20 protein-coding genes are annotated in these 26,823 nt (G+C 73.8%); 15 read left to right on the top strand and 5 right to left on the bottom strand.

Features of this window, described 5'->3' with window-relative positions; genetic code table 11:
- Nucleotides 1-25 precede the first annotated feature (25 nt).
- From ACFYW1_RS21995 to ACFYW1_RS22030, 8 genes are read left to right on the top strand one after another with little or no spacing between them, the layout of a single operon-like run.
- On the top strand, nt 26-790 hold the full coding sequence (locus tag ACFYW1_RS21995; protein ID WP_384221245.1) for an SDR family NAD(P)-dependent oxidoreductase: 765 nt from the start codon (nt 26-28) through the stop codon (nt 788-790).
- Complete coding sequence (locus tag ACFYW1_RS22000; RefSeq protein ID WP_388995549.1) at nt 778-2,568, top strand: heparinase II/III family protein; 1,791 nt, start codon at nt 778-780, stop codon at nt 2,566-2,568. The genes ACFYW1_RS21995 and ACFYW1_RS22000 overlap by 13 nt, the downstream gene beginning before the upstream one ends.
- A gap of 3 nt (nt 2,569-2,571) precedes the next feature.
- Nucleotides 2,572-4,557 carry a hypothetical protein gene (locus ACFYW1_RS22005; RefSeq protein ID WP_388995552.1) on the top strand — a complete coding sequence of 662 codons (1,986 nt, stop codon included), beginning with the start codon at nt 2,572-2,574 and terminating at the stop codon, nt 4,555-4,557.
- Between the two features lie 3 nt (nt 4,558-4,560).
- Nucleotides 4,561-5,163 (top strand): DUF624 domain-containing protein, encoded by a 603-nt coding sequence (locus ACFYW1_RS22010; RefSeq protein ID WP_388995555.1) that lies wholly within the window; start codon nt 4,561-4,563, stop codon nt 5,161-5,163.
- Complete coding sequence (locus ACFYW1_RS22015; protein ID WP_388995558.1) at nt 5,160-6,239, top strand: DUF1565 domain-containing protein; 1,080 nt, start codon at nt 5,160-5,162, stop codon at nt 6,237-6,239. Before ACFYW1_RS22010 ends, ACFYW1_RS22015 begins: the two co-directional genes overlap by 4 nt.
- A complete protein-coding gene (locus ACFYW1_RS22020; RefSeq protein WP_388995561.1) occupies nt 6,236-7,384 on the top strand; it encodes an SGNH/GDSL hydrolase family protein in 1,149 nt (382 codons plus the stop codon). Before ACFYW1_RS22015 ends, ACFYW1_RS22020 begins: the two co-directional genes overlap by 4 nt.
- Nucleotides 7,385-7,394: 10 nt before the next feature.
- On the top strand, nt 7,395-9,806 hold the full coding sequence (locus ACFYW1_RS22025) for a polysaccharide lyase 8 family protein (protein ID WP_388995564.1): 2,412 nt from the start codon (nt 7,395-7,397) through the stop codon (nt 9,804-9,806).
- A gap of 4 nt (nt 9,807-9,810) precedes the next feature.
- On the top strand, nt 9,811-10,785 hold the full coding sequence (locus tag ACFYW1_RS22030; RefSeq protein ID WP_388995567.1) for an acetylxylan esterase: 975 nt from the start codon (nt 9,811-9,813) through the stop codon (nt 10,783-10,785).
- Nucleotides 10,786-10,826: 41 nt separating this feature from the next.
- Here ACFYW1_RS22030 and ACFYW1_RS22035 read toward each other — a convergent pair whose 3' ends face one another.
- Nucleotides 10,827-12,371 (bottom strand): phytoene desaturase family protein, encoded by a 1,545-nt coding sequence (locus tag ACFYW1_RS22035; RefSeq protein ID WP_388995570.1) that lies wholly within the window; start codon nt 12,369-12,371, stop codon nt 10,827-10,829.
- 22 nt (nt 12,372-12,393) lie between these two features.
- On the bottom strand, nt 12,394-14,655 hold the full coding sequence (locus ACFYW1_RS22040; protein ID WP_388995573.1) for a tetratricopeptide repeat protein: 2,262 nt from the start codon (nt 14,653-14,655) through the stop codon (nt 12,394-12,396).
- A gap of 210 nt (nt 14,656-14,865) precedes the next feature.
- Here ACFYW1_RS22040 and ACFYW1_RS22045 point away from each other — a divergent pair, with 210 nt between their 5' ends.
- Nucleotides 14,866-15,996 carry a glutamate--cysteine ligase gene (locus ACFYW1_RS22045; protein ID WP_388995576.1) on the top strand — a complete coding sequence of 377 codons (1,131 nt, stop codon included), beginning with the start codon at nt 14,866-14,868 and terminating at the stop codon, nt 15,994-15,996.
- A gap of 13 nt (nt 15,997-16,009) precedes the next feature.
- Here ACFYW1_RS22045 and ACFYW1_RS22050 read toward each other — a convergent pair whose 3' ends face one another.
- Together ACFYW1_RS22050 and ACFYW1_RS22055 are read right to left on the bottom strand one after the other, a co-directional pair.
- Nucleotides 16,010-17,401, bottom strand: a complete 1,392-nt coding sequence (locus ACFYW1_RS22050; protein WP_388995579.1) for an NAD(P)/FAD-dependent oxidoreductase — start codon at nt 17,399-17,401, stop codon at nt 16,010-16,012.
- A 120-nt stretch (nt 17,402-17,521) separates the two neighbouring features.
- Nucleotides 17,522-18,232 carry a TetR/AcrR family transcriptional regulator gene (locus ACFYW1_RS22055; protein ID WP_388995582.1) on the bottom strand — a complete coding sequence of 237 codons (711 nt, stop codon included), beginning with the start codon at nt 18,230-18,232 and terminating at the stop codon, nt 17,522-17,524.
- Between the two features lie 144 nt (nt 18,233-18,376).
- On the opposite strand from ACFYW1_RS22055, the gene ACFYW1_RS22060 reads away from it, so the two are divergent.
- Nucleotides 18,377-20,011 carry an amidohydrolase gene (locus ACFYW1_RS22060; protein WP_388995585.1) on the top strand — a complete coding sequence of 545 codons (1,635 nt, stop codon included), beginning with the start codon at nt 18,377-18,379 and terminating at the stop codon, nt 20,009-20,011.
- 21 nt (nt 20,012-20,032) lie between these two features.
- On the opposite strand, the gene ACFYW1_RS22065 is transcribed toward ACFYW1_RS22060, so the two are convergent.
- Complete coding sequence (locus ACFYW1_RS22065) at nt 20,033-21,103, bottom strand: LacI family DNA-binding transcriptional regulator (RefSeq protein WP_388995588.1); 1,071 nt, start codon at nt 21,101-21,103, stop codon at nt 20,033-20,035.
- Nucleotides 21,104-21,234: 131 nt separating this feature from the next.
- Here ACFYW1_RS22065 and ACFYW1_RS22070 point away from each other — a divergent pair, with 131 nt between their 5' ends.
- From ACFYW1_RS22070 to ACFYW1_RS22090, 5 genes are read left to right on the top strand one after another with little or no spacing between them, the layout of a single operon-like run.
- On the top strand, nt 21,235-22,869 hold the full coding sequence (locus ACFYW1_RS22070; RefSeq protein ID WP_388995591.1) for an ABC transporter substrate-binding protein: 1,635 nt from the start codon (nt 21,235-21,237) through the stop codon (nt 22,867-22,869).
- Nucleotides 22,869-23,822 carry an ABC transporter permease gene (locus ACFYW1_RS22075; protein WP_388995594.1) on the top strand — a complete coding sequence of 318 codons (954 nt, stop codon included), beginning with the start codon at nt 22,869-22,871 and terminating at the stop codon, nt 23,820-23,822. Before ACFYW1_RS22070 ends, ACFYW1_RS22075 begins: the two co-directional genes overlap by 1 nt.
- Nucleotides 23,819-24,715: an ABC transporter permease gene (locus ACFYW1_RS22080; RefSeq protein WP_388995597.1), complete on the top strand. Its 897-nt coding sequence runs from the start codon at nt 23,819-23,821 to the stop codon at nt 24,713-24,715. The genes ACFYW1_RS22075 and ACFYW1_RS22080 overlap by 4 nt, the downstream gene beginning before the upstream one ends.
- Before the next feature lie 5 nt (nt 24,716-24,720).
- Nucleotides 24,721-25,740, top strand: coding sequence for an ABC transporter ATP-binding protein (locus tag ACFYW1_RS22085; RefSeq protein WP_388995600.1), 1,020 nt, complete (start codon nt 24,721-24,723; stop codon nt 25,738-25,740).
- The gene (locus ACFYW1_RS22090) at nt 25,737-26,561 is read left to right on the top strand and encodes an ABC transporter ATP-binding protein (RefSeq protein ID WP_388995603.1); all 825 of its coding nucleotides are present in this window, start codon (nt 25,737-25,739) and stop codon (nt 26,559-26,561) included. The genes ACFYW1_RS22085 and ACFYW1_RS22090 overlap by 4 nt, the downstream gene beginning before the upstream one ends.
- The last annotated feature ends 262 nt before the right edge of the window (nt 26,562-26,823 follow it).

The following is a 26,823-nucleotide window of genomic DNA, read 5'->3' on the forward strand; positions in this document are numbered from 1 at the left end:
CCGGTCCTCGAAAGGTTCTCACCCCATGTCTGCTGATCTCAACGGCTCCCGCGCACTGGTGACGGGGGCGGGCCACGGAATCGGCCGCGCCATCGCCGTCGCGCTCGCCGAGGCCGGTGCCGATGTCGCCGTCCACTACCACTCCTCCGCCGACGAGGCCGCGAAGACGGTCTCCGCGATCGAGGCGCTGGGCCGCCGGGCGAAGGCGTTCCGGGCCGATGTCACGGTGACCGCCGATGTGGACCGGCTCGTCGAGGAGGCGACCGGCTTCCTCGGCGGCCTGGACGTCCTCGTCTGCAACGCGGGCCATCTGATCGGCCGGGCCACCGTCGCCGAGATGTCCGACGACCACTTCGACAAGGTCCTCTCCACCAATCTGACGTCCACGTTCCGTACCGTGCGGGCCGCCCTGCCGCACCTGAAGGAATCCTCGGCCGGGCGCATCGTCACCATGTCCTCGCTGGCCGCGCACAACGGCGGCGGTCCCGGTTCGGTGGCCTACGCGGCGGCCAAGGCCGGGGTCCGCGGCTTCACCAAGGGCCTGGCCAAGGAGCTCGGCGGCACCGGCATCACGGTCAACACCGTGGCCCCCGGCTTCATCAAGGGCACCGCCTTCCACGACACGTTCACCGCCCCCGAGGCGCAGCAGGCGATGGAGGCGGGCATCCCGGTCGGTCGGGCCGGCACGCCGGAGGACGTCGCCGCCGCGGTCGTGCACCTGGCCTCGCCCTCGTCCGGTTTCCTGACCGCCACCACGGTGGACATCGACGGTGGCGTGTGGCCGCGTTGAGGCGGATCGCCCGGGAGCGGGGCGGCTGGTGGCACGCGTACGTCTGCCCGGCGCACGGCGTGGAGCTCGACCACGGTGATCTGCTGGCCGGGGTGTTCCCCGAGGGCGGTGCGCGCTGCGCGTACGGCTGCCGGGTGGACGACGAGGCGGTGCGCGGCGCCTGGCTGGTGCTGTCGCACCAGGCGTGGGCGCGGCACCTACGGGTGCTCGCGCACCGCGGGGAGCGCGCCGAGTCGGTGGCACGGCTGGTGGAGTACGCCGGGCTGTACGCGGAGCTGGCCACCGAGCGGCACGGCGAGGCGCAGGGCTGGATGCTGCGCGGCCGGCTGTTCCACCAGGCGCTGACCGACGCCATCTGGGCGGTGAACATCGGGCACGCCGTGCTCACGCTCGCCGAGCGCTCCACCGACGACCTGGCCGGGGTGCTGCCGCTGCTGGACTCGCTGGAGGAGGCCGCTCTCGGCGCCCGGGACCTGCTCACCGGCCAGGGCCACCTGGCCTCCAACTACACCGCGTGGCTCAACGCGGCCGGTGCGGCGACCAGCCGTGCCGCGGCCGCGGCGCGCGGCCTGGAGTGGGACGGCGGGAAGCGGTGGCTGGAGGGCGAGCACGGGCTGTACGCGCATCTGCGGGTCGCGGTCGCCGAGGACGGCTGGGAGTGGGAGGGCAGCACGTACTACCACGGGTTCGTGCTGCGGGCCGCGCTGCTGGCGCTGCGCGGCACCGACCCCGCCGCCCTGCCGTCCGACGTGGTGGACGTGCTGGCCGGGATGACGGACGTGCTGGCGGCGATCGCCACCCCGGGCGGCATCCTGCCGGCGCTGCACGACGGCCCGTACCTGCGCGGTCCGCTCGCCCTGGAGTGGCTCGAACTCGTGGCCCTGGCCCAGCAGCTGGTGCCCTCCCCCGCTCTGGACGCGGTGGCCGGGCGGGCCCGGGCCGAGCTCGGCGGGAGCGACGACGGACTCGACGGCGAGCTGGGCGGCTGGTTCGCCGGGCCGCCGCTGCCGGAGCGTCCGGCGCCCGGCCCGGTGACGGTGTTCCCGACGGCCGGGTACGCGGTGCTGCGCCACGCGGGCGTCCACGCGCTGCTGGACTTCGGTCCGCACGGCGGCTCGCACGGGCACCGCGACAAGCTGTCGTTGTACCTGTACGGGGACACCACCCCCTGGCAGCCCGATCCCGGTCAGGTGCCGTACGCGCACATGGAGTTCCGTGAGCTGTACGCCTCGACCGGGGCGCACCCCGCGTTCCGGGCCGGCGGCGCGGAGCAGGCCGAGTGCGCCGGCCGGCTGCTGGGTTCGGACGGTTCGTCCGTCACCGTCGAGGTGACGGAGGCGTACGAGGGGGTGCGGGCGGTGCGCCGGGTCGTGCTCGGCGGCAGCTATCTGGTCGACCTGCTGACCGTGGACGCCGGGACCGAGCAGAGCCTGGCCGCGCAGCTGCGCCCCGGTGTCGCACTGGACGTCCAGCTCCAGCCCTCGGGCGAGGTGCACACCACCTGGTACGGCGACGAGACCCTGCACGGCCGGCACACCCACACCCCGGGCCGGACCGTGCGGCCGGTCTCCCGGCCGGGCCCGGGCCCGGCGGACGATCCGCAACGGGTGTGCACCCGGGTCGACTTCACCGCGCGCGCGGAGCGGGTCACGTTCGCCTCGGTGTACCAGGCGGCGTCGGCCGGCCCCGCCGTGAGCGAGGTGCGGCTGGACGGCGACGGAGTGCTGACCGTCGCACTGACCGACGGAAGTTCCGCACGGTTTCGGACGGAGGACTGACCCTTGCTGCTCTCGGCGACCCCGCCGCCCGGCCCCCGCCCCGCCCAGGAGGCGCGGCTGTACGAGGAGGCCGCCCGCCACCGCGGGCTGACCCCGCCCCGTACCCATCCCCTCGCCAGCATCACCTGGCTGGGGCCCGCCGCCTCCAACCCGGCGCTCGCGTACCGGATCGGCGGCGATCCGGCCCACCTGGCGGAGAGCCGACGCTGGATCGAGGCGGCGGTGCGGCTGCCGCACTGGGGCCGGGCGCACATGCCGGACCACGACCTGGACGCCGGCTGGCTGCTGCACCACCTCGCGCTCGCCCATCGGTGGATCGGCGACGAACTGCCGGACGACGTGGCGGCGCTGCTGCGGTACAAGCTGCTGCTCCAGGGGCGGCGGATGTACGAGTTCGCGGTGGCGAGCGAGGGCGGCTGGTGGTCGTCCTCGTACTGGCAGAACCACAACTGGATCTGTTACGCGGGCCTGGCGACCGCCGGTTACGTGCTGGGCAAGGAGGAGTGGACCGAGCGCGCCAGGGAGAACCTCGGCACGGTCCTCGACCTGATGCCGGACGACGGTTCGCACGCCGAGGGGGTCGTCTACTGGCGCTACGGAGTGCCGTTCCTCGCCATCCACCTGGACCTCCTCCAGGAGGCGGAGGGCATCGACTGGTGGGAGCGGGGCGGGTTCCTCCGCAACACCTTCCGCTACCGGCTGCACCAGACGGCGCCCGGCTTCGCGTTCAACGTCGACCACGGCGACTGCCACGACCGGCGCAGCGGGCACAGCGCCGCCCTGTACTACCGTCTCGCGGCCCGCTACGGCATCCCCGAGGCGCAGTGGATGGGCGATCTCGCCTCGGGCGAACTGCTGTGGCAGGAGGCGTCGGAGAGCGGGGTACGGCCGGGCATCCTGCCGGAGGCGTACCTCGAACACCTCTGGTACGACCCGTCCGTGGCCGCCGCGCCGCCCACCGGGACGCGGGCGTTCTTCCCGGACCTCGGGCTGCTCTGCGCCCGTACCGGATGGGACGACGACGCCACGCTCGTCTCGTTCAAGGCGAGCCCCGGCGGCGGGCACAAGGCGTGGGAGACCTCGGCGAAACACCGGGCGGAGAAGGGCTGGGACACCCTCAACCAGGGGCACCACCACCCCGATTCGGGCTCGTTCGTGCTGGTCTCGCAGGGCGCTTTCCTGGCGGTCGACGAGGGCTACAGCAACCGCAAGCGGGCCGCGCACCACAATCTGCTGCTGGTGGACGGGCAGGGGTACGCGGACGAGGACCGGTACCACGTGTACCGGGACATCCCCCACGAGCGGCAGGCCCGGCAGCGCGACGTGCTGGTCGCCGACGGCTGCGGCTGGGCGCACGCCACGGCGGAGATCGCCGCGATGTACGACCCGGCGCTCGGGGTGCGGCGGCTGGACCGGACGCTGGTGTTCACCCCGGCGGGGCGGCTCGTGCTGCTGGACCTCGCCGAGGCGGACGCGGAGCGGGAGTGGACGTTCCTGCTCCAGACCGACCGGCCGACCGAGCCGCGGCCGGACGGCGGCCGGCTGATCCGGTCCGGGGCGGCCTCGGCGCTGCTGCGGCAATTCGCCCCGCTGGACGCCCGGGTCGTCTCCGAGGTCACCGAGGTCGAGGCCAATCCGACGTCCAGCACGCCGGAGCTGCGCCTCACCCGCACCCTGCACACCCTGCGTGCGACGACCGCGCGTTCGTCGAACGGCCTCTTCCTCACCGCGATCGTCCCGGGTCCCGGCCCGGTCCACGCGCGGCGGGCCGAATGCGCGGCGGGCGAGGGCGTCGTCCTCGGCGAGGAGACGGTGCTCCTCTCGCCCGTCGCCCGCCGCATCCGTACCGAAGCGGTGTCGGCCGACGCCGCTGCGGTGCTGCTCGAAAGTGCCGGGCGCGCCCCGTACGTGGTGGCGGCCACCCGGCTGGAGCTGGACGGCCGGGTGCTGCTCGACGTCCCGGAGCCGTACACGGGAAAGGTCGGCTGAATCATGCGGGCAACGCTCTCGTCCGGCTGGCCGACGCTGCTGCGGCGGCTGGAGTTCATCGCCTACCCGGCCGCCGCCGGGGCCGCGTTCACCGTGCTGGCGCTCGGTGTCGTGACCTGGCTGCCCGCGCTCGCCGCGATGGGGTACGCCCTGCAGCGGTGGCGGGCGGAGGGCGACAGCCGGTGCTTCGTCCACACGTTCACCGCGTTCCCCCGGTACTGGCACGCCCTGTGGCGGCACTCGCTGGTGTCCACGGTCGCCGGGTTCGTCCTGGTCGCCAACATCGTCCACCTGCTGGGCCGTCCGGAGCCGTGGACGTTCGTGCTGCTCGCCGCGCAGGTGGGCATCGCCGCCGCGCTCGCCATCCATCACGTGGCGCTCGCGGCGGAGGCGGGCCGCTCGCCGCACGGCACGGTCCGCACCTGGTCGCGCGGGGCGCTGGCCCTCGGCTTCGGGTCACCGGCCCGGGGCACCGCCCTGCTCGGCGCGGTGGTCTCCGCCGCGCTGTTCTCCCTCGTCGTACCGCTGGGTCCCCTGCTCCTCGGTCCCAGCATTCCCGTACTGCTCGCCCTGTCCTTCGCAGACCCCAGGAGGCACATCCCATGAGCCGTGTACTGCGCACCGCCCTCGTCGCCGCACTCGCCGCCGGCGCGCCGCTCGCCTTCCCCCCGCCGTCGGTGGCCGCCGAGGCCGCCACCGCGTACTACGTGTCGCCGTCCGGCAGCGACACCAACTCCGGTACGTCGGCGGGCGCCCCGCTGGCCACGATCCAGAAGGCGGTCGACCTGGCGCCGACGGGCGCGGTGATCAACCTCGCCGCGGGCACGTACAAGCAGGACGTCGTGACCAAGCGCTCCGGCGTCACCATCACCGGTCCGGCGAACGCCGTGGTGAAGGGGGCCGGGGACGCCCGGATCATCCAGGTGCAGCACGACTCGACGACGCTCAGCGGTTTCACCGTGGACGGGCTGCACGGTTCGTCCTCCGACGTGTCGGGCTACCGCCTCAAACTCATCTATGTCATGAGCACGACCCCCGGTAACGGTGTGGGCGCCCTGCGCATCAACGGGATGACGCTGAAGAACGCCGCCGACGAATGCCTGCGGGTGCGCTACCTGGTGACCGGCGCCGACATCTCCGGGAACACCATCACCAACTGCGGGGTCGCCGACTTCAAGTTCGGCGGGGGCGGCAAGAACGGCGAGGGCATCTACCTCGGCACGGCCCCCGAGCAGCAGGGCGCGAACGGCGCCCCGGACGCGGCCCCCGACATCAGCAGGAACAACCGCATCCACCACAACACCATCGCCACCCAGGGCAACGAGTGCGTGGACGTGAAGGAGAACTCGACCAACAACTACGTCGAGTACAACGACTGCAGCGGCCAGAAGGACTCCAGCTCCGGCGGCCTGGACGCCCGCGGCAGCGGCAACATCTTCCGCTACAACACCGTTCACGACAACGTCGGCGCGGGCATCCGGCTCGGCGGCGACACCGCGACCGACGGCATCGACACCAGCGTCTACGGCAACACCATCACCAGCAACGCGGGCGGCGGCATCAAGTTCATGCGCACCCCGCAGGGCCCGGTGTGCACCAACACCATGAGCGGCAACACCGGTGGCGACGCGGTCGGCACCTACGGCAGCGAGTACGACCCGACGGGTGTGTGCCCCCGGTGACCGGGCGGGGACCCGCGAGACGCGGGGTGCTGACGGCGGCGGCCGGCCTGGCGGCGGTCGCGGCCACGGCGCCGGGGGCACGGGCGGCCGAGCAGTCGGGCGGCGGGAGCCGGTCGCGCTGGACGACGTCCTGGGCGACCGCGCAGACCGCGCCGACCGCCACCGACACGATGGCGGGCGCCGGGCTGACCGACGCCACCTTCACCGCGCACGTACGGCTGTCCGCGGGCGGGAACGTACGGCTGCGCTACGGGCACGCCTTCGGCACCGTCCCGGTCCTCGTCGGCCCGGTGACGGCGGGCGGCAGAGCGGTGACGTTCGGCGGGCGGCGCCAGGCGTGGCTCGCCGCCGGTGCCTCGCTGACCAGCGACCCGGTCGAGGGCCTGCGAGCCACCGAGGCGGCGCGGCTGACGGTGGAGACCCGGCTCCCCGGCCCCACGGGGCCGCTGTCCTTCCACCGCAACACCCACGCCTCGCACTCCGTCGACGGCGAGCGCACCACCTCGGTGTTCCTGCTGACGGGCGTCGAGGTGACGGGGGCGCACGGGCCGGTGGTCGCGGTGCTGGGCGACTCCATCACGGAGGGCGTGGGCACGCCGGACGACGCCGATCTGCGCTGGCCCGACCAGCTGGCCAGGCGCCTGCCCGGCTCCGCCGTCGCCAACCTCGGCATCAGCGGCAACCGGCTGCTGCTGGACGACGCCCGGTTCGGTCCCGGCGGGCAGGCCCGCTTCGACCGCGACGTGCTGTCGCTGCCGGGACTGCGGACCGTACTGGTCCACCTCGGCGTCAACGACCTCCAGCAGCCGCCGAGCCAGACCGATCCGGCGCGCGTCCTGGCCGGGTACCGGCAACTGGTGCTGCGGGCCCGCAACGCCGGGCTGCGGGCGGTCGGCGCGACCATCACCCCCTTCGAGGGCTGGATCCGCTGGACGCCGGAACTGGAGGAGGTCCGGCAGCGGATCAACGCCGCCGTACGGACCGGGCACGTCTTCGACGCCGTGGCCGACTTCGACGCCGCGCTGCGCGATCCGCACCGCCCCTCGCGCATGGCGCCCGCGTACGACAGCGGCGACGGACTCCACCCCAACCCCGCCGGTCACGCCGCGCTGGCCGCGGCCGTCGACCGCCGACACCTTCTGTGAGGGCCGCATCATGAACCCAGGAAGCACCCCGGGCACCACCCGGCGCACCGTTCTCGCGGGGGCGGCGGCGCTCGGCGCGGCCGTCGCCCTGCCGCTGACGCCCGCCGCGTCGGGCACCGCGCACGCGGCCGAGGACACCGCCGCCGCCCTGCGCACCCGCTGGCACACCCTGCTGACCGGCGGCCCCGGGCTCGACCCCGCCGACCCGCGGATCGCCGCGGCCGTGGCCCGGGTCGGCCGGGCCGCGACCACCGCCGCCAAGGGCCTCGACCCGACCCGTACCGACGGGCTGTTCCCCGATCTGACCAGCACCGCGCTCTCCAACCACGTCACCACCTCGTTCAAGCGGCTCGCCACGGTCGCCACCGCGTGGGCCGTCCCCGGCACCCCGCAGTACGGCGACACCGCGCTGCGCGATCTGCTGCTGGCCGGCCTCGACTGGATGCTGACCCACCGTTACGGCCCCGAGCACACCCGGTTCGACAACGACTGGGACTGGGAGATCGGCTCCGCGCTCGCCCTCAACGACGCGACCGTGCTGCTGTACGACGTGCTCGGGGCGGAGCGGCTGACCCGGATCACCGCGGCCGTGCGGCACTACACCCCCGACCCGAACCTCTGGCGGGCCGACCGGCAGATCGCGACCGGGGCCAACCGGGTGTGGATCTCCACCGTCGTCGCCGTCAACGCCGTGCTCCGCGACAGCGGGGACGACCTGGCCCGGGTCCGTGACGCGCTCTCGGACGTCGAGGGCTCGGGCGCCAACAGCGTCCTCGCCTTCAACGACACGAGCGCCGCCGCGGAGGGCACCGGCGAGGGCTTCTACTCCGACGGTTCGTTCCTCCAGCACTACAAGCACCCCTACAACGGCGGGTACGGCAAGGAGCTGCTGAACAACCTGTCCCGGCTGCTGAACCTCCTGGCGGGCACGGCGTGGCAGGTCACCGACCCGGACCTGGACAACGTCCGCCGCTGGGTCGACGACGGCTTCGACCCGCTGCTGGTACGCGGCGACGTGATGGCGTCGGTGTGCGGACGCGAGATCGCCCGCCCCAGCAAGCAGGGCCACGTCTCGGCGCAGACCGTCATCGAGGCGGTGATCCGGCTGATCCCGAGCTTCCCCGGCGAGGCCGCCGACCGGTTCACCGCCCTGGTCAAGCAGTGGATCACCGAGGACACCCACCGCGACTTCCTGGCCGTGACCGACCTCGCCTCGCTCGTCGCCGCCCAGCGGGTCCTGGCCTCCGCGGTCCCGGCGCGGGGGCCGCTGGTCGCGCACAAGCAGCACCCCCGGATGGACAAGGCGGCCCACCACCGGCCGTCCTTCGCCCTGGGCATCTCCGCGTACTCGTCCCGGATCTACAACTACGAGTCGATCCAGAACGAGAACCTGCACGCCTGGCACCTCTCCGACGGCATGGTCCTGCTGTACACCGACGACCTCGGGCACTACAGCGAGGACTACTGGCCGACCGTCGACCCGACGCGCCTGCCCGGCACCACCGTCGTCGCGGGCCGGCAGGCGGACGGGGCGGGACAGCGCACCACCAGCACCGCCGACTGGGCCGGCGGGACCGCGCTGCCGGGCACGACGCTCGGGGCGTACGGCATGGAGCTGCGCGCGTACGGAAGTTCGCTGCGCGGCCTGAAGAGCTGGTTCTGCCTGGACGACGTAATCGTCTGCGTCGGTTCGGGCATCACCGCCGACGCGGGCACCGTGGAGACGGTCGTGGAGAACCGCAAGCTGCGCGACCCGGGGGCGGCCCTGCTCGTCAACGGCGCGGCGATGCCCCCGGACGCCGGCTGGTCGGGCCGGCTCGACGAGGTCCGGTGGCTGCACGTGGCCGGGACCGGCGGCTACGTCTTCCCCGAGCCCGCCACCCTGAACGGTCTGCGCGAGGAGCGCACCGCGACCTGGCGCGAGATCAACCTGAAGTACGGCACGGACACCCCGGTCACCCGCCCGTACCTGACGCTGTGGCAGGACCACGGGACGGCGCCGGGCGGGGCGGGCTACTACTGGCTCCAGGCCCCGGCCGCCTCCGCGGAACGCACCCGGCAGTGGGCGGCCGCTCCCCCGGTGGTGCCCGTCGCCCGCACCACCGCCGTGCACGCGGTGCGGCGTTGCGCGGACGGGCTGCTCGCGGCGAACTTCTGGACCGCGGGCACCGCGCAGGAGCTGGCCTCGGACGGCCCGGCCTCGGTCCTCGTGCGGCCGGACGGGAAGACGGTGAAGGTGGCGCTGTCCGACCCGACGCAGTCGCGCTCCTCGGTCGTGCTGGACCTGGCGCGGCCCGGCCTGGACGTCGCCTCCGCCGACCCGGGCGTGAGCGTCGCCAGGACCGGCCGCGGCATCCGGATCACCGCCGACACCGCCGGGCGCCACGGCGCGACCCTCGGCCTCACCCTGAAGAGGAGCTAGACCCTTGCTGTTCGACATGGATCTCGACCGGTTGCGCGCGTACCGGCCGGAGCCGGAGGAACCGGCCGACTTCGACGCCTTCTGGGAGAAGACCCTCGCCGAGACCGCCCGCCACGACCTGGCCGCGCGGTTCGTCCCGTACGACGCCGGGTTCGCGACCGTCGACGTGTTCGACGTGACGTTCCGGGGCTGGGGCGGGCAGCCGGTGAAGGCATGGCTGATGCTGCCGCGGACGCGTTCGGGCCCGCTGCCCGCCGTGGTGCAGTACATCGGCTACAACGGCGGCCGGGGCATCCCGTACTCCTGGCTGACCTGGAGCGCGCTGGGGTACGCCCATCTGGTCATGGACAACCGGGGCCAGGGCGGCGGCGGCAAGAACACCGCGGACACCCCGGACATCGGCCCCGACGGGCACGGCTCCTCCTCCCCCGGCTTCCTGACCCGCGGCATCGAGGACCCGTACCGCCACTACTACCGGCGGCTGATCACGGACGCGGTGCGGGCGGTGGACGCGGCGAAGGCCCACGAGGCGGTGGACGCCGCACGGGTGGCGGTGCTCGGGGGCAGCCAGGGCGGCGGGCTCGCGCTGGCCGTCGCCGGGCTGCGGGACGACGTCGCGGCGACCGTCGCCGACGTGCCGTTCCTCTGCCACTACCGGCGGGCCTCGCAGATCACGGACGCCGGACCGTACGCGGAGATCGCCCGCTGGCTGTCCGGGCACCGCTTCCGGATCGACGAGGCGATGGAGACCCTGTCCTACTTCGACGGGGTCAACTTCGCGGCGCGGGCGAGTGCCCCGGCGTGGTTCTCCGTCGGCCTGATGGACCGGATCTGCCCCTCGTCCACGGTGTTCGCCGCGTACCACCGCTACGCGGGACCGGCCGAGATCGAGGTGTTCACGTACAACGGGCACGAGGGCGGCGCGGAGTACGACCTGCCGCGCAAGCTCGGCGCGCTGCGGGGCGTGTTCGGCCGGTAGTGGGGCGTGGGAGGGGGCCGGTGGTGGCCGGCCCCCTCCCGTCACCGGCCCAGGGCCGCCATCGCGGCGTTGTGGCCGGGCACCCCGCTGACCCCGCCGCCGCGCACGGCGCCCGCCCCGCACAGCAGCACGTTGGCGTGTGCCGTCTCCACGCCCCACCGCCCGGTCTCCCCGGTGGCGTACGGGAAGGAGAGGTCCCGGTGGAAGATGTGGCCGCCCGGCAGCCGCAGTTCCCGTTCGAGATCGAGCGGGGTCTTCGCCTCGATGCACGGCTCGCCGTTCGCGTCGAGCGCCAGGCAGTCGGTGATCGGCTCTTCCAGGTGCGCGTCGAGGGCGGCCAGGGTCGCCGTGAGCAGTTCGGCGCGCGCCGCCGCGTTGTCGGCGGCGAAGAGCCGGGCCGGGGCGTGCAGACCGAAGAGGGTCAGGGTCTGGTGGCCACTGGCGGCGAGGCCGGGGCCGAGGATCGACGGGTCGGTCAGCGAGTGGCAGTAGATCTCGGACGGCGGGGTGGTGGGCAGCCGCCCCGCGGCCGCCTCCCGGTGGGCGGCGGCGAGCTGCCCGTACCCCTCGGCGATGTGGAACGTACCGGCGAACGCCCGGCGCGGGTCGACGGAGCGGTCGCGCAGCCGGGGCAACCGGGTGAGCAGCATGTTCACCTTCAGCTGCGCCCCTTCGGCCGGGGCGGGCGGCTCCTCGCCGAGAAGGGCGGCGAGGGCCTGCGGGGAGGCGTTGACCAGCACCCGGCGGGCGGCGACGACGTGTTCCGCCTCCGGTGAGCGGACGGTGACCTCGGCCCGGGTCCCGTCGGTCTCGATCCGGGTCGCCTCGTGGCCGACCCGGATCTCCGCCCCGGCCCCGCGGGCGGCTCCGGCCAGGGCGTCGGTGAGGGCGCCCATGCCGCCGACGGGGACGTCCCAGTCGCCGGTGCCGCCGCCGACGACGTGATAGAGGAAGCAGCGGTTCTGGATCAGCGAGAGGTCGTGCGCGTCGGCGAAGGTGCCGATCAGGGCGTCGGTGAGGACGACTCCGCGCACGAGGTCGTCGCTGAAGTTCTTCTCGACGGCGACGCCGATGGGTTCCTCGAAGAGCGTCCGCCATGCCTCCTCGTCACCGATCCGCCCGCGCAGCGCGGCACGGTCCGGCAGGGGTTCGGTGAGCGTCGGGAAGACCCGTTCGGCGACCTGCCGCGTCATGCCGTAGAAGCGCTGCCACGCCCGGTACTCCCGGTCCGAGCCGGTGAGCGCGGCGAAGGAGTCCCGGGTGCTCTCCCCGCCGACGAGGAGCCCGGTGGCGCGGCCTTCGCGCACGGTGGGGGTGTAGGAGGAGACGTCCCGCTTGCGTACGGCGAAGTCCAGTCCGAGATCGCGGACGATCTTCGACGGCAGCAGGGACACCAGGTACGAGTAGCGCGACAGGCGGGCGTCGACCCCGGCGAAGGGACGGGTGGAGACGGCCGCTCCCCCGGTGGTGGCCAGCCGTTCCAGGACGAGGACCGACTGTCCGGCACGGGCGAGGTAGGCGGCGGCGACCAGTCCGTTGTGGCCGCCGCCCACGATCACTGCGTCATAGCTGTCGGGTGCGGGCATGACCCTTCGTAGCACGGCACGATCACACCTGGCCAGAGATGGCGGTGCCGGGAGCCTGCTGTCCGCGGCGCAACGCCGCGACCTGCCGGTACAGTTCGACGGCCTCCGTGCCCCTGCCGAGCTGCTCCAGGCAGTGCGCCTCGTCGTTGCGGGCGGCGAGGGTGTCGGGGTGGCCGGCGCCGAGCAGCCGCTCGCGGGCCCCGGCGACCCGGCGGTAGGCGGTGAGGGCGTCGGCCCAGCGGCCCAGCCAGCCGAGGCCGACGGCGACCTCCCGGCGGCTGACGAGGGTGTCGGGGTGATCGGGGCCCAGCACCCGTTCACGGATCGCGCACACGTCCCGGGCCTCGGCGAGCGCCTCCTCCCAGCGGGCGAGGCGCCCCAGGTTGACGCCCAGGCCGTGGCGGGCGCGGAGCGTCTCGGGGTCGGTGGGGCCGCCCACCCGGGTCCGGTCGTCGACCAGGGCGCGGTACAGCTCCAGCGCCTCCTCGCTGCGGCCCATGCGGCCGAGGCCGATGCCGACCTCGTAGCGGGCGGAGAGGGTGTCGGGATGGTCGGGGCCCAGCACGCGTTCGCGGCCGCGGGCCACTTCCCGGTAGGTCTGCAGGGCCTGCGGCCAGCGGCCCAGCCGGCCGAGCGTGTACGCCACCTCGTACAGCGTGACCAGGGTGTCGGGGTGCTCGGCGCCGAGGAGCCGGGCGCGGGCCGCCGCCACCTCCTCGGCCATGCGGTACGAGTCCTCCAGGCGGCCGAGCCGGCCGAGGTTGAAGGCCAGGTTGTGGCGGCAGCGCAGGGTGTCGGGGTGGTCGGGGCCCATCGACCGTTCCCGTGAGGCGAGGACCTCCGCGTACACCTGGTGGGCCTCGAAGTACCGGCCGAGCCGGCCCAGCACGTACGCCGTCTCCTGGCGGGCGGCGAGGGTGTCGGGGTGATCGGGCCCCAGTACTCGTTCGCGGCCCCGGGCGACCCGGTCGAACTCCCGCAGGGCGTCCGGGGCGCGCCCGGTGCGACTGAGGGTGAAGCCGACCTCGTACCGGCTGGCGAGGGTGTCGGGGTGGTCGGGGCCCAGGGCGTGTTCCCGTTCGGCGGCGACCGCGCGGTGCACCTCGCCGGCCTCCTCCCAGTGGCCCAGCCGCCCCAGGTTGAGGCCCGCGCTGTGCCGGCTGGCGAGGACGGAGAGCAGCTCCGGCGACGGGGTCGGGCGCCCGTCCGCGACGAGCGGCAGTCCCCCGGTGAGGCCGCGCAGGTCGGTGCCGGTGGTCCACTCGCCGGTGAGGCCCGCGGAGTGGTCGGGCAGGGCCACGGGCAGCCGGGTGCCGGCCGCCTTGTGCCCGGTGGTCATCCCCCGGGTCCAGGCCGGCAGCTGCTGTCCCGGGCGCACGACCGGGACGGGCGGCGCGAGCCACACCCGCCCCGACAGCTCCGGGCTCGGCTGTACGCCGGTGCGGCCGATGACGATCCGCTGCTTCAGGGCGCCCGCGTCGACGGGCCGTTCCTCGGGGGTCTTGGCCAGCAGTTCCAGGACGACGCGGTCGAAGAAGTCCGGGAGTTCGGCCCGGTGGGTGCGCGGGGGCCGGGGCTGGGTGTCCCGGTGCCCGACCAGGATCGACCAGGAGTCCTCCAGGTCGAACGGCGGTGCCCCGGTGGCGATCTCGTACAGGACGCAGCCCAGCGAGTAGAGGTCGCTGCGGTGGTCGATGTGGCCGCCGCTGATCTGCTCGGGCGACATGTAGTGCGGGGTGCCCATCGCGATGCCCGTGCCGGTGAGGCGGGAGGAGCCCATGTCGTGGCCCAGCCTGGCGATGCCGAAGTCGCAGATCTTCACCGTGCCGTCGGTCAGCCGCATGATGTTGGCGGGCTTGAGGTCGCGGTGCACGATGCCCTGCCGGTGGGTGTAGCCGAGGGCGTCGGCCACCTGTTCCGCGATGTCGACGATGTCGGCCACCGGCAGCGGGTGCTGTTCGTTGTCCTCCAGGAGCTGGCTGAGGTTGCGGCCCTCCAGGAGTTCCATGACCAGGTAGAGGACGCCCTCGTGCTCGCCGAAGTCGTGGACGACGGTGACGCCGCGGTGCTGGAGCGCGGCGGCGACGCGGGCCTCGCGGCGGAAGCGTTCGCGCAGGACGCGGGTGAAGGACTGGTCGTGCTGCGGCCCCATCGGCTTGAGGCACTTGACGGCGACGTGCCGGCCGAGCGACTCGTCACGGGCGCGCCACACCTCGCCCATGCCTCCGCGCCCGATCAGATCGAGCAGCCGGTACCGGCTCTGGATCAGCCTGGTGTCCGCCATCGCCTGCTGTCGCCCCCGTCGTTCCGCCTGCCGTCTGCTGCTGCGCCCTCCCCGGCCCGTCCAGTATGGCTGCCCGGCTGCTCGGTTTGTACGGGGTGGGGCGGCCGTGGCGGCCGAGTCGCGCGGTGGCGGCGGGCGCGCCGGCGGGGCCGGGCCCGCCCGAAAAGGCTCCGTTGCGGGGCGCGCGCCGCTCCTCCTAGGGTTGCCGCCATGGCCGATACGACCGGATTACGTGCTTCGGCACCGCTCATGGGCGTGGAGGAGGAGTACTTCCTCGTCGACCCCGTCACCCGTGAAGTCGTCCCGTACGCGGCCGAGGTGGTGGGGAGGGCCGCGGAGGACCTGGGGGACCTGGTGTCCCGGGAGTTGGGCCGGTACCAGGTGGAGACGAAGACCCCGCCGTGCCGCACCTTCGGCGAACTGCACGGGGAGCTGCGGCATTTGAGGGAGGCCGTCGGGGGCGCCGCCGAGGCCGTGGGGGCCCGGGCGGTCCCGGTCGGCGCGGTCGTGCTCGGCTCCCCGGTCCCGATGCCGATCAGCGAGGGGTCCCGCTGCGAGGAGCAGTTGCGGGACTACCGGGGCCTGGTCGACGAGCACCTCATCTGCGCGACCCATGTGCACGTGGGCGTCCCGGACCGGGAGCGCGCCGTGCTCGTGAGCAACCATCTGCGTCCCTGGCTTCCGCTCCTGATCGCGCTGTCGGCGAACTCGCCGTTCTTCTGCGGGCGTGACACGGGTTATGCCAGCTGGCGCCACATGATGTGGCAGCGGTGGCCGGTTTCCGGCCCCCCGCCGTACTTCCGCGACCACGACGAGTACGAGGCCCTCCTGGAGGGCCTGACCGTCGGCCGGGCCCTGGCGGACCACCGCACGCTCTTCTGGGACGTCCGGCTCTCGTCCCGTTACCCGACCATCGAGGTGCGGGCCGCCGACGTCCCCGTGACGGCCGGGGAGAGCGCCCTGCTGGCCGTGCTGGTGCGGGCGCTGACCGTCACCGCCCTGCGGGACGTCGAGGCGGGACGTCCCTGCCCCCGGCCGCCCGCCGAGCTGCTGCGGGCCGCGTGCTGGCGGGCGGCGCGCGACGGGCTGCGCGGCCGGGACATGGATCCGCACACGGGGCGGCTGTCCCCGGCCGGTGACCGCGTGCCGTCCCTGCTGCGCCGCATCGGCCCCGCGCTGGAGGAGACCGGCGACCGGGAGACCGTCGTCGCGCTGCTGGACCGGCTGGCGGCCACCGGGACGGGCGCCGACCGCCAGCGCGCCGTCCACGCCCGCCGGGGTTCGCTCGTCGACGTCGTGGACGCCCTGGTGACGCGGGACCCGGCCGTCGAACTGCGCTGACCGGGACCTGCGGTCAGCTGTCGAAGCCGAGGCCGAAGCGGTCGAGCGCCTTGAGCCACACGTTGCGGCGGCCCTGGTTGCGGTCGGCGCGGGCCATGGACCACTGAGTGATGCCGATGCCGACGGAGCGGACGGGTTCGGGCGGGAACGGCAGGGGCTTGCGGCGGACGAGTTCCAGCTCCGTGCGCTCGGTGCGGTCGCCCGCGAGCAGGTCGAGCATGGTCTCGGCGCCGAAGCGGCTGGCGCCGACCCCGAGGCCGGTGAACCCGGCCGCGTAGGCAACCTTTCCCCGGTGACTCGTGTCGAAGAAGACGCAGAACCGCGTGCTGGTGTCGATGGCCCCGCCCCAGGCGTGCGTGAACCGGACCCCTTCGAGCTGCGGGAAAGTGGTGAAGAAGTGCCGGGCGAGGGTGGCGAACGTCTCGGGCCGCTGGTCGTGTTCGGCGCGTACCCGGCCCCGGTAGTGGTAGACCGCGTCGTAGCCGCCCCACAGTATGCGGTTGTCGGCGGAGAGCCGCACGTAGTGGAACTTGTTGGCGCAGTCCGAGAAGCCCTGGCGATTCCGCCAGCCCACGGTGGCCAGTTGTTCCTCGGTCAGCGGTTCGGTCATCAGCGCGTAGTCGTACACGGGGACGGTGTACGGGCGGTGGCGCCGGAGCGGGGACGGGTACGCGTTGGTGGCGAGCGCGACCCTGCTCGCGGTGACGCGGCCGTAGGGGGTGCGGACGGCGATCACCGCTCCGTGCTCGTCGAGCCCGGTGGCGGGCGTGTGCTCGTACACCCGGACGCCGAGGTCGAGGCAGGCCCGTCCGAGCCCCCAGGCGAGCCGGGCGGGGTTGACCATCGCCACGTCCTTGTTCCACATGCCGCCGATGAACGTCGGCGAGTCGATCTGCGCGCGGACGGCCTCGGCGTCGAGCAGGAGCGGATCGCCGCCGTACCGGGCGGATGCCTCGGCCGTCTCCGCCAGGTCGTCGAGCTGGTAGGGCTCGGTGGCGACGTCGAGGGCGCCGGTGCGTTCCCAGGAGCAGTCGATGTCGTACCGGGCGACCGCTTCCTCGATCGCCCGGAGGTTCTCGCGGCCGAGCTGTTCGAGCCGTCCGATCTCGTCGGGCCAGCGCTCCAGGCCGTTGCCCAGTCCGTGGGTGAGGCCGGCCTCGCAGAATCCGCCGTTGCGGCCGGAGGCGGCGCCGCCAACCCGGTCGGCCTCGACGAGCACGACGTCGGCGCCCGGGTCGCGTTCCTTGGCGACGAGGGCGGTCCACAGACCGGTGTAGCCCCCGCCGACGACGAGCAGGTCGCAGCTGGTGCCGCCGACGAGCGCGGGCCGGGGCTCCGGCCGCTGCGGGTCGTCGAGCCAGAACGGGGCCGGGGCGGCGTCGGCGAGTGAGGCGAGAGGGTTCACGGGTGGCGCTCCTTCGGATCACGGAGGCGGCCGGAGCCCGGCCCCTCCGAAGTACCGCCCATGAGACTTCGTCGGCGTCTTCAACGTCAATGGTGTTGACGTAAGCCCGGACCGAGTCGGTTATCCCTCGCCGGACGCGGGCTTGAGCGCCGCCACCGCGTCGAGCATCAGCTCCAGCGCGAAGGGGTAGCCGCTGCCCCTCATGTCGGCGGCGAGCAGCGGGAAGGCGGCGGCGATGTGCGGGTGCGTGTCGGGGGTGAGCCTGCCGTACGCCTCCTGCCAGACCTCGTTGTCGGCCTCCTGGGCGGCCGGCGGCAGGGCGAGGGCCGCGGCGTCCTGGGCCGCGAAGGCCAGGGCCTGGTCCACGAAGGCGTGGTAGATCCGCACCGCGAGCCCGTCCGGGAAGCCCGCCTCCCGCAGCACGCCCAGGATCGTCTCGACCGCGCGCATCTCGTGGGGGCGGCCGGTCGTCCGGTGCGCCGCGAGCAGGGCGGCCTGGGGGTTCGACCGGTACGAGTCGTGGATGCGCAGGCCGATGGCGCGCAGGTCCGCCCGCCAGTAGCCGGTCGGGGTCCAGCCCTGCTGGGCGCGGCCGATCAGCTCGTCGGCGACGGCGAGCAGCAGGGCGTCGGTGTTGCGGAAGTAGCGGTACAGCGCGCTGGGGTCGGCGCCCAGCGCGGCGCCGAGACGCCGCACGGAGAGCGCTTCGGCACCGCGCCGTTCGATCAAGTTCAGCGCGGTCGCGACGATCAGCTCCTCGGAGAGCACCGCGCCCCGCTTGGTGGGCCTGCGGCGCTGCCGTCGGCCTTCGGGAACCACCCGTTCCGTCATGCCCCGACCTTACGTCAACACCATTGACGTGTGAAGCGTCGCCCTGTTCCATGACGGCCGTCGCCGCTTGCCGGCGCCCCGCATCCCTTCCCCGACGCCCGTCGCCCCGTGCCGACCGCCGTCCCACCCGTTCTGGAGCAGCCCATGACCGCAGCCGATCTGGTCTTCACCCGCGGCCCCGTCTTCACCGCGGATCCGGCCCGCACCCGGGCGTCCTCGCTCGCCGTGGTCGGCGAGCGGATCGCGGCCGTCGGCCACGACGAGGTGCGGGAGCTGATCGGCCCGCGCACCGAGGTCGTCGACCTGACCGGGAAACTGCTGGTGCCCGGCTTCCAGGACGCCCATGTCCACGCCGTGGGCGGCGGGGCCGAGATGGCCGAGTGCGATCTGGCCGGGACGGTCGGGGCCGCCGCGTACCTGGACCTGATCGGGACGTACGCGAGGACGCACCCCGATCACGAGTGGATCACCGGGGGCGGCTGGTCGATGGAGAGTTTCGAGGGCGGGCTGCCCACCCGGCAGCTCCTCGACTCCGTCGTGCCGGACCGCCCGGTGCTGCTGTCGAACCTGGACCACCACGGCGCCTGGGCCAACACCCGCGCGCTCGAACTGGCCGGGATCACCGCCGGCACCCCCGACCCCGCCGACGGCCGGATCGAGCGCGAGCCGGACGGCACCCCCAGCGGCATGCTCCAGGAGGGCGCGATCGCCCTGGTCGCCCGGCTGGTACCGGCGGCCACCCCCGCGGACCGGCTGGCAGGACTCCTGCGCGCCCAGAAGCTGCTGCATTCCCTGGGCATCACCGGCTGGCAGGACGCGCTGCTCGGTGAGTTCGGCGGCCGGGCCGACGCGTCGGACGCCTACGCGACGGCGGCCCGCGACGGCTCGCTCACCGCCCGGGTGACCGGTGCCCTGTGGTGGGACCGGGAGCGGGGCGCCGAACAGATCCCCGAACTGGTCGCCCGGCGGGCCGAGTTGGGCCACGGACGGTTCCGGGCGGGGTCGGTGAAGATCATGCAGGACGGCATCGCGGAGAACTTCACCGCCGCGCTGACCGCCCCCTACCTGGACGGCTGCGGCTGCGCCACCGCCAACAGCGGCCTCAGCTTCGTCGACCCCCTCGCGCTGCGGGGATACGTCACCGAACTGGACGCCCTCGACTTCCAGGTCCACTTCCACGCCCTGGGCGACCGGGCCGTCCGCGAAGCCCTGGACGCCGTGGAGGCCGCGGTGACCGCCAACGGCCGACGCGGCAACCGCCACCACCTCGCCCATCTCCAGGTCGTCCACCCCGACGACGTCCCGCGGTTCGCGGCGCTCGGCGCGATCGCCAACATCCAGCCGCTGTGGGCCGCCCACGAACCCCAGATGGACGAGCTGACCATCCCCTTCCTCGGCCCCGAACGCGCCTCCTGGCAATACCCCTTCGGCGACCTGGTACGGGCCGGCGCCACCCTGGCCGCCGGCAGCGACTGGCCCGTCAGCAGCCCGAACCCCCTCGAAGGCATCCACGTCGCCGTCAACCGCCGCGCCCCGGAGGCCACCGACGACCGGATCTTCCTGCCCGAACAGCGCATCGACCTCACCACCGCCCTGGCCGCCTACACCGCGGGCTCCGCCCATGCGAACGGCCACGACGACGCGGGCAGTCTGCGCCCCGGCAACCTCGCCGACCTGGTGGTCCTCGACCGGGACCTCTTCGCGGCCCCGCCGGAGGAGATCGCCGGGGCCCGGGTGGAACGGACCTACATCGGCGGCAGCCTCGTCCACCCGGTCTGACCGATGGCACGGCGGCCGGAGTCACGCGGGGGGCGACTTCGGCCGCCGCGAGGACTCCCGCACCTCGAGCCGAGTGGGCACCAGCAGGCCGGACGGTTCGGTGCGGCCCAACTCCAGTACGTTCATGAGAAGTTCGGTGCCCGCCCGGGCGATCTCCTCGGGGCGCAGGCTGAGCGTGGTCACCGCCGGCCGGGTGTGCTCCGCGGTGGCGTCCTCGCTCACGCACACCAGGAGCAGGTCGTCGGGGACCTCGCGGCCGCCCCGGCGGGCCGCCTCCAGGACGAGGGGCGGACTCGCCTCGGCGACCACGAGCAGGGCGTCGGGACGCCCGTCCTCCTCCCCGCTGCCGGCCAGGGCCGCCTCGACCGCCGCGACGACCGGCCCGTTCCCGGGGGCGGCGACGCGAGTGATCCGCTCCGGCAGCCCGTGCGCGGCGCACCAGTCCCGGTACGCGGCGAGCACCCCGGCGTGGAAGCCGGTCGTGCTGTCGGGCAGCACCATCGCGGGACGCCGGGCCCCCTCCTCCCGGAGGTGGTCCAGCGTCCCGCGGGTCGCCTCCGCGGCGTCGACGTCCACCCAGTGGGCGCCCTCCCGGCCCTCGACGGAGCGGTCGCTGAAGACCGGGATGCGGGCGGCGAGCAGGTCGTCGACGATCCGGTCGCCCGCGACGGGGTCGGCGACGACCACCGCGTCGAGCGGCAGGTCGGCCCATTCGCCGTGCAGGGAGCCGGCGGGCAGCAGCACCACCGCGTAGCCGCGTTCGAGCGCGGTCGCCGCGGTGGAGCCGGTCAGCCTGGCGAAGTACGGGGACTCCAGGAACGTCCACGGGGCGTGGGCGAGCTCCCCGACCACGTACCCGATCAACCGGGCCCGTCCCGCGCGCAGTTGGCGTGCGGTGGCGTTGGGCCGGTAACCCATTCTCCGCGCGGCTTCGCGCGCCTTCTCCCGCACCGCCGGGGAGAGGCGTCCGGTGCCGTTGAGCGCCGCCGAGACGGTGGTCTTGGACAGGCCCGCCTCCCGGGCGACGTCGACGAGCCGGACGCGCGGGCCGGCCTGCGCGGGCTTTCCTGCGTGGCGTGGGGCTTCGGTCATACGATTGATGTTGCCACCCCCGTGACCTCTGCAAAACCGTTCCCGCAAAGTCTTGTGCGGGAACGTTCCCGCATTAATACTCGCTCCATCCCCCAGCGCCCGTCACAACACCCGTAAAGGGGTTGGTCCGCATGCGCATGCGCAGAACCGCCGTCCTGATCGCCTGCACCACCGCACTCGCGGTCGCCGCCACCGCCTGCTCCGGCGCCAACACCTCCCAGCGAAAAGGCATCGTGACCGACTACCAGGTCACCCCCACCTCGCCGCCGGCGAAGGGCGGTCTGGACTCCGTCACCTGGTCCCTCTACGCGGAGCCGTACACCCTGGACTACGCCCTCGCCTACGACTACCCGCCCAACACGGTCCTCGCCAACGTCTGCGAGCAGTTGATGCGGGTCACCCCAGACCACCGGATCGAGCCCGGCCTCGCGGTCAAGTACGACCGACCCGACCCGCGCACGCTCGTCTACACCCTGCGTCCGGGCGTCAGGTTCCACGACGGCACGACCATGACGGCCGACGACGTGGTCGCCTCCCTGAAGCGCCAGATGGAGCCGGCCGTCGGCTCGGCCTGGGCCTCGGCGTTCAAGAACGTCGAGACCATCGAGAAGACGGGCCCGCTGGAGGTGACGCTGCGCCTGTCCAGGCCCGACGTCCTGCTGCACGAGATGATGGCCGCGTCGCCCGGCACCATCGAGAGCGCCGCGTACCTGAAGAAGGCCGGCAAGGACTACGGCACCGCGAAGGGCGGGGTCAACTGCACCGGCCCGTTCGCCCTCGACGAGTGGTCCAGGGGCGACAGCGTGACGCTGAAGGCGTTCCCCGGCTACTGGGACCGCTCGCTCGCCCCCAAAACGAAGTCCGTGAGGTTCACCTTCATCGAGGACCCGGCGGCACGTGCCAACGCGTTCCTCTCCGGCACCGCCGACGGCGGCTACATGGTGCCGTCGTCGGCCCTGGCCCAGCTGCGCGACAGCGGCAAGGGAAAGGTCTACTTCGGCCCCAACACGACGACCGCGGGCCTCGCCGTGCTCGACCTCAAGGGCACGCTCGGCGACGTCAGGGTCCGCAGGGCCCTGTCGATGGCGCTCGACCGCAAGGAGATCGTCAAGGCCGCGGCGGGCGGCGTGGGCACCCCGGCCAAGGCCCCGGCGGCACGCGGCGCCTGGGCACTGGTCCCGGACCGGACCGACAAGTACTTCGACGCGCTCCCCGAACCCGAGTACGACATCGCCGCGGCGAAGAAGCTCGTGCGGGGGGCCGGTGCGGAGGGCAGGAAGGTCACGCTGGTGACCAGCACGCTCGCCCCCGAGATCAGCGTCGTCGCCAACGCCGTGCAGGGCGCCGGCCGGCAGATCGGGCTCGACGTCCGGCTCAAGTCCGTCTCCCCGGACGCGTACAGCAGCATCTTCGTCGACCCGTCGGCCCGCGCCGGCCTCGACCTGGTGATCACCAACGGCTACGACAACACCCCGGACCCGCTGGAGTTCTACCAGCTCCTGCGCACCGGCGACTTCGGGAACTACGGGAACTACTCCAACCCCGAGTTCGACGCCGCCTTCGACCGTGCGAACGCCGAACCCGACCCGGGAAAGCGCGCCGATCTGACCGCCGAACTCCAGCGGATCGCCCTGCGGGACCTCCCGTCCATCCCGGTGTACGAGGCCCCCTACTCGGTCTTCCTCGGCAACCGCGTCACCGGTGCGCCGACCGGCATCGCCCAGCTCTACTACCCGTGGGCGGCGAGCATCGGGGCGGCGAAGTGATGGCCCGTTTCATCACCGGACGACTGCTCGGCCTGGTGGCCGTGCTGTTCGTGACCTCCCTCGTGGTCTTCGGCTCCGTCCATCTCGCGCCCGGCGACCCGGTGTCCTTCCTGCTGCACGGCCGTCCGGCGACCCCGGAGGCGGTGGAGGCGCTGCGCGCCCAGTACCACCTGGACGACCCGCTGCCGGCGCAGTACGCGAAGTGGCTCGGCTCGGCGCTGCAGGGCGACTTCGGGCGCTCCGCCCAGTACCACCAGGACGTCTCCTCCCTCATCGGCTCCCGGATGTCGGGGACGCTGCTGCTCATCGGGTACGCCGCGGTGCTCGTGGCACTGCTCGGGGTGGCCGCCGGGATCGGTGCGGCGCTGCGCCCCGGGCCGTTCGACCGCGGTGTGCTCATCGGCACCGGAGTGGCCACCGCGACGCCCGCGTTCGTCACCGCGATCGTGCTGGTGTCGGTCTTCTCCGTGCGCCTGGGCTGGTTCCCCGGTCCCGGCGGCACGCCCTCCGGCCTGTCGGAGCGGCTGTACCACCTGACGCTGCCGGCCTTCGCCCTGGCGCTGTCCTTCGCGGGGCTGCTCGCGCGGGTGACCCGCTCGGCGATGCTCGACGAACTCGGGCGGGAGCACGTGGAGGTGGCGCGCGCCCGCGGTGTCGCGGGGCGGACCGTGGTGCGCAGGCACGTCCTGCGCAACGCGCTCGGCCCCGTCGTCACCGTCGGCGGGACGATGCTCGCCGGACTGCTCATCAGCACGTCGATCGTCGAGACCGCCTTCGACGTACCCGGCCTCGGCTCCCTGCTCGTGCAGGCGGTGACGGCCAAGGACTTCGCCGTGGTCCAGGCGATCACGCTGCTCAGCGTGGCGGCCTTCGCCGTGGTGAACCTCGTCGTCGACCTGCTCGTCCCGCTCATCGACCCCCGTCTGTCCCTCCGGGGGGAAGGCTCCTCATGACCTCACCAGCAACCGCGGCCGAGGCGGCGCGCGCGAAACCCCTCGGGCCGTCCCGCCGTCCGGGCCTTCGCGGCCTGCGCGTGCTCGGCCGGGGCCCCCTGTTCTCGATCTCCGTCGCGGTGCTCGCCGTGCTCGTCCTGGTCGCCCTGTTCGCCCCGCTCATCGCCCCGTACGACCCCGAGGCGCTCGACCTCTCGGCCAGCCTGGTCGGGACGACCGGCGACCATCTGCTCGGCACCGACCAGTCCGGGCGCGACATCCTCTCCCGGCTGATCCACGGCGCCCGCACCGGACTGCTCGGCCCGCTGCTCATCGTCGTCGTCTCCGCCCTCCTCGGCACGGTGCTCGGCACGGTCGCGGCCTGGCGGGGCGGCTGGGCGGACACGTTCCTCTCCCGGTCGATGGACCTGGTGTTCGCAATACCCGGCCTGCTCCTCGCGATCCTGCTCGTCTCCGTGATCGGTTCGGGCATGACGGCCCCCGTGATCGCCATGGCCGTGGCCTACACGCCGTACGTGGGCCGGCTGGTGCGCGGGATCGCCCGGCAGGAGAAGGCCCGCCCCTACATCGAGTCCTACCGGGTGCAGGGCTGGTCGGGCTGGACCATCTGCCTGCGGCACCTGCTGCCCAACATCGCGCCGACGGTGTTCGCACAGTCCGCGATGAACTTCGGGTACGCGCTGATGGACCTCGCGGCGCTGTCCTACCTCGGCTTCGGGGTCCAGCCGCCGACCGCCGACTGGGGCGCCATGATCAACGACGGTCAGGCGGCCGTCCTCCAGGGAGCGATGCTGCCCGCTCTCGCGCCCTCGGCCTGCATCGTGCTCGCCGTGGTGGCGTTCGGCATCGTCGGCGAGGGGATCGCCGACCGGATCGCACGGCGGGAACGGTGAACCACATGACCGAACGGACAACCCCCACGCGTGACATGGGCACCGGTGTCCCCGGCGACCCGCCCGTCCTGGAGATCGACGGGCTCGGCGTCCGGCTGCCCGGCGACCGGGCCGCACGGCCGATCCTGGACGGGGTCGGCCTCCGGGTCGCCCCCGGAGAGACCGTCGGCCTGGTCGGCGAGTCCGGCTCCGGCAAGTCCGTGGCCTGCCGCAGCGTGCTCGGCCTGCTGCCGGCCGGCGCGCACACCACCGGCCGGGTGCGGGTCGCCGGCCGGGACGTGCTCGCCATGGACCGCGCGGAACTGGCCGCGCTGCGGACCCGCCGGGTCTCCATGGTCTTCCAGGACCCCCGTGCCTCCGTCAATCCGCTGCGCCGCGTCGGTGACTTCCTCACCGAGGGGCTGCGCGCGGCCGGCACCTCTGCCGCGGCGGCCACGGCCCGGGCCGAGGAACTGCTCGACGCGGTCGGCATCCGCGACCCGCGGGGCGCGCTGCGCCGCTATCCGCATCAGTTCTCCGGCGGCATGCTGCAACGCGTGGTGATCGCCGCGGCGCTCGCGTCGGAGCCCGCGCTGCTCGTCGCCGACGAACCGACCACCGCGCTGGACGTCACGACCCAGGCGGAGATCATCTCGATCCTCACCGGGCTGCGGGCCGAGCACGGCACCGGTCTCCTGTTCGTCACGCACGACCTGGAACTGGCCTCCGCGATCTGCGACCGCGTGTACGTGATGTACGCGGGCCGGATCGTCGAGACGCGGGGTACGGACGAGCTGTTCGACCGGCCGCGACACCCGTACACGGCGGGGCTGCTCGCCTGCACGCCCCGCATCGAACGGGACGCGCCACCGCCCCGGCCCGTCCCCGGCCGCCCCGTCTCGCTCGCCGAGGCCCCGCCGGGGTGCGCCTTCGCCGCGCGCTGCGCCCACGCGCTGCCGCGCTGCACCGAGGAGGCCCCCGTACTGGCGCGGTACGGCGACGGTCTCGCCGCGTGCCACCGCGCCGACGAAGGGATCACGCTGTGAAGCCGACCGCCACGACGACGGAGAACGGCCTCGTGGTCGAGGGGCTGTGCAAGCGGTACGGCGACCACCTGGCGGTCGACGACGTGTCGTTCGCCCTGGCCCCGGGCACCTGCCTCGCCATCGTCGGGGAGTCCGGCAGCGGCAAGACGACCACCGTGCGGATGCTCGTCGGGCTGGAGCGCCCCGACGGTGGCACCGTGCGTCTCGACGGCCGGGACCGCTCGGCCCGGGCCCGCGGCCGGGACGAGCGCCTGGCCCGTGCCAGGGAGATCCAGATGGTCTTCCAGGACCCGTACCTCTCGCTGGATCCCCGGGTCCCGGTGGCGGACTGCGTGGCCGAGGTGCTGCGGCTGCACACCCGGCTCGACCCGGCGGCCCGTGCCGCCCGGGTGCGGGAACTCCTGGAGCAGGTGGGCCTCGGCGAGCGCGAGGCTGCGGCGCTGCCCCGGCGGCTGTCCGGCGGCCAGCGCCAGCGGGTGGCCATCGCGCGGGCCCTGGCGGTCGAGCCGCGGGTGCTCGTCCTCGACGAGGCGGTCGCGGCGCTGGACGTGTCCATCCAGGCCCAGATCCTCGACCTGCTCGCCACGATCCGCCGGGAGGCGGGGATCGCCTACCTCTTCGTCACGCACGACCTCGCCGTGGTCCGGCACGTCGCGGACGAGGTGCTGGTGCTCAAGGGGGGACGGGTCGTGGAGACCGGCTCGGCCGATCGGGTGCTGGACTCGCCGGAGCACCCGTACACGAAGCTGCTCCTCGGCTCCGTCCCCCGGCGCGGGTGGGACGCCTCCCGCGTGGCGTCGGAGCGTCGGCCGGCGCGGTGACCCCCGGTGGTCCGGTGCCGTACGACGGCCGCCGTACGGCACCGGACCACCGGAGAACCAGAAAGTAGGGTGGAGGACCGGGACTGCGCCGCGGGCTTTCCCGAGGGGGGCCGGTCGGCCCTCTCCCGGCCGTCGGGAACGGGCGATCATGAGAGGTGGCAGCCATAGGACCGAGGCACGGGAAAGGGGACCGGGGATGAGGCACCGAAGTGTCGCCGAGCTGATGACGCCCACGGCCGTCAGTGTCGTGCCGGGCACGCCC

The sequence above is a fragment of the Streptomyces sp. NPDC002669 genome, assembly GCF_042889165.1.
In the GTDB taxonomy this organism is placed as follows: Bacteria; Actinomycetota; Actinomycetes; order Streptomycetales; family Streptomycetaceae; genus Streptomyces.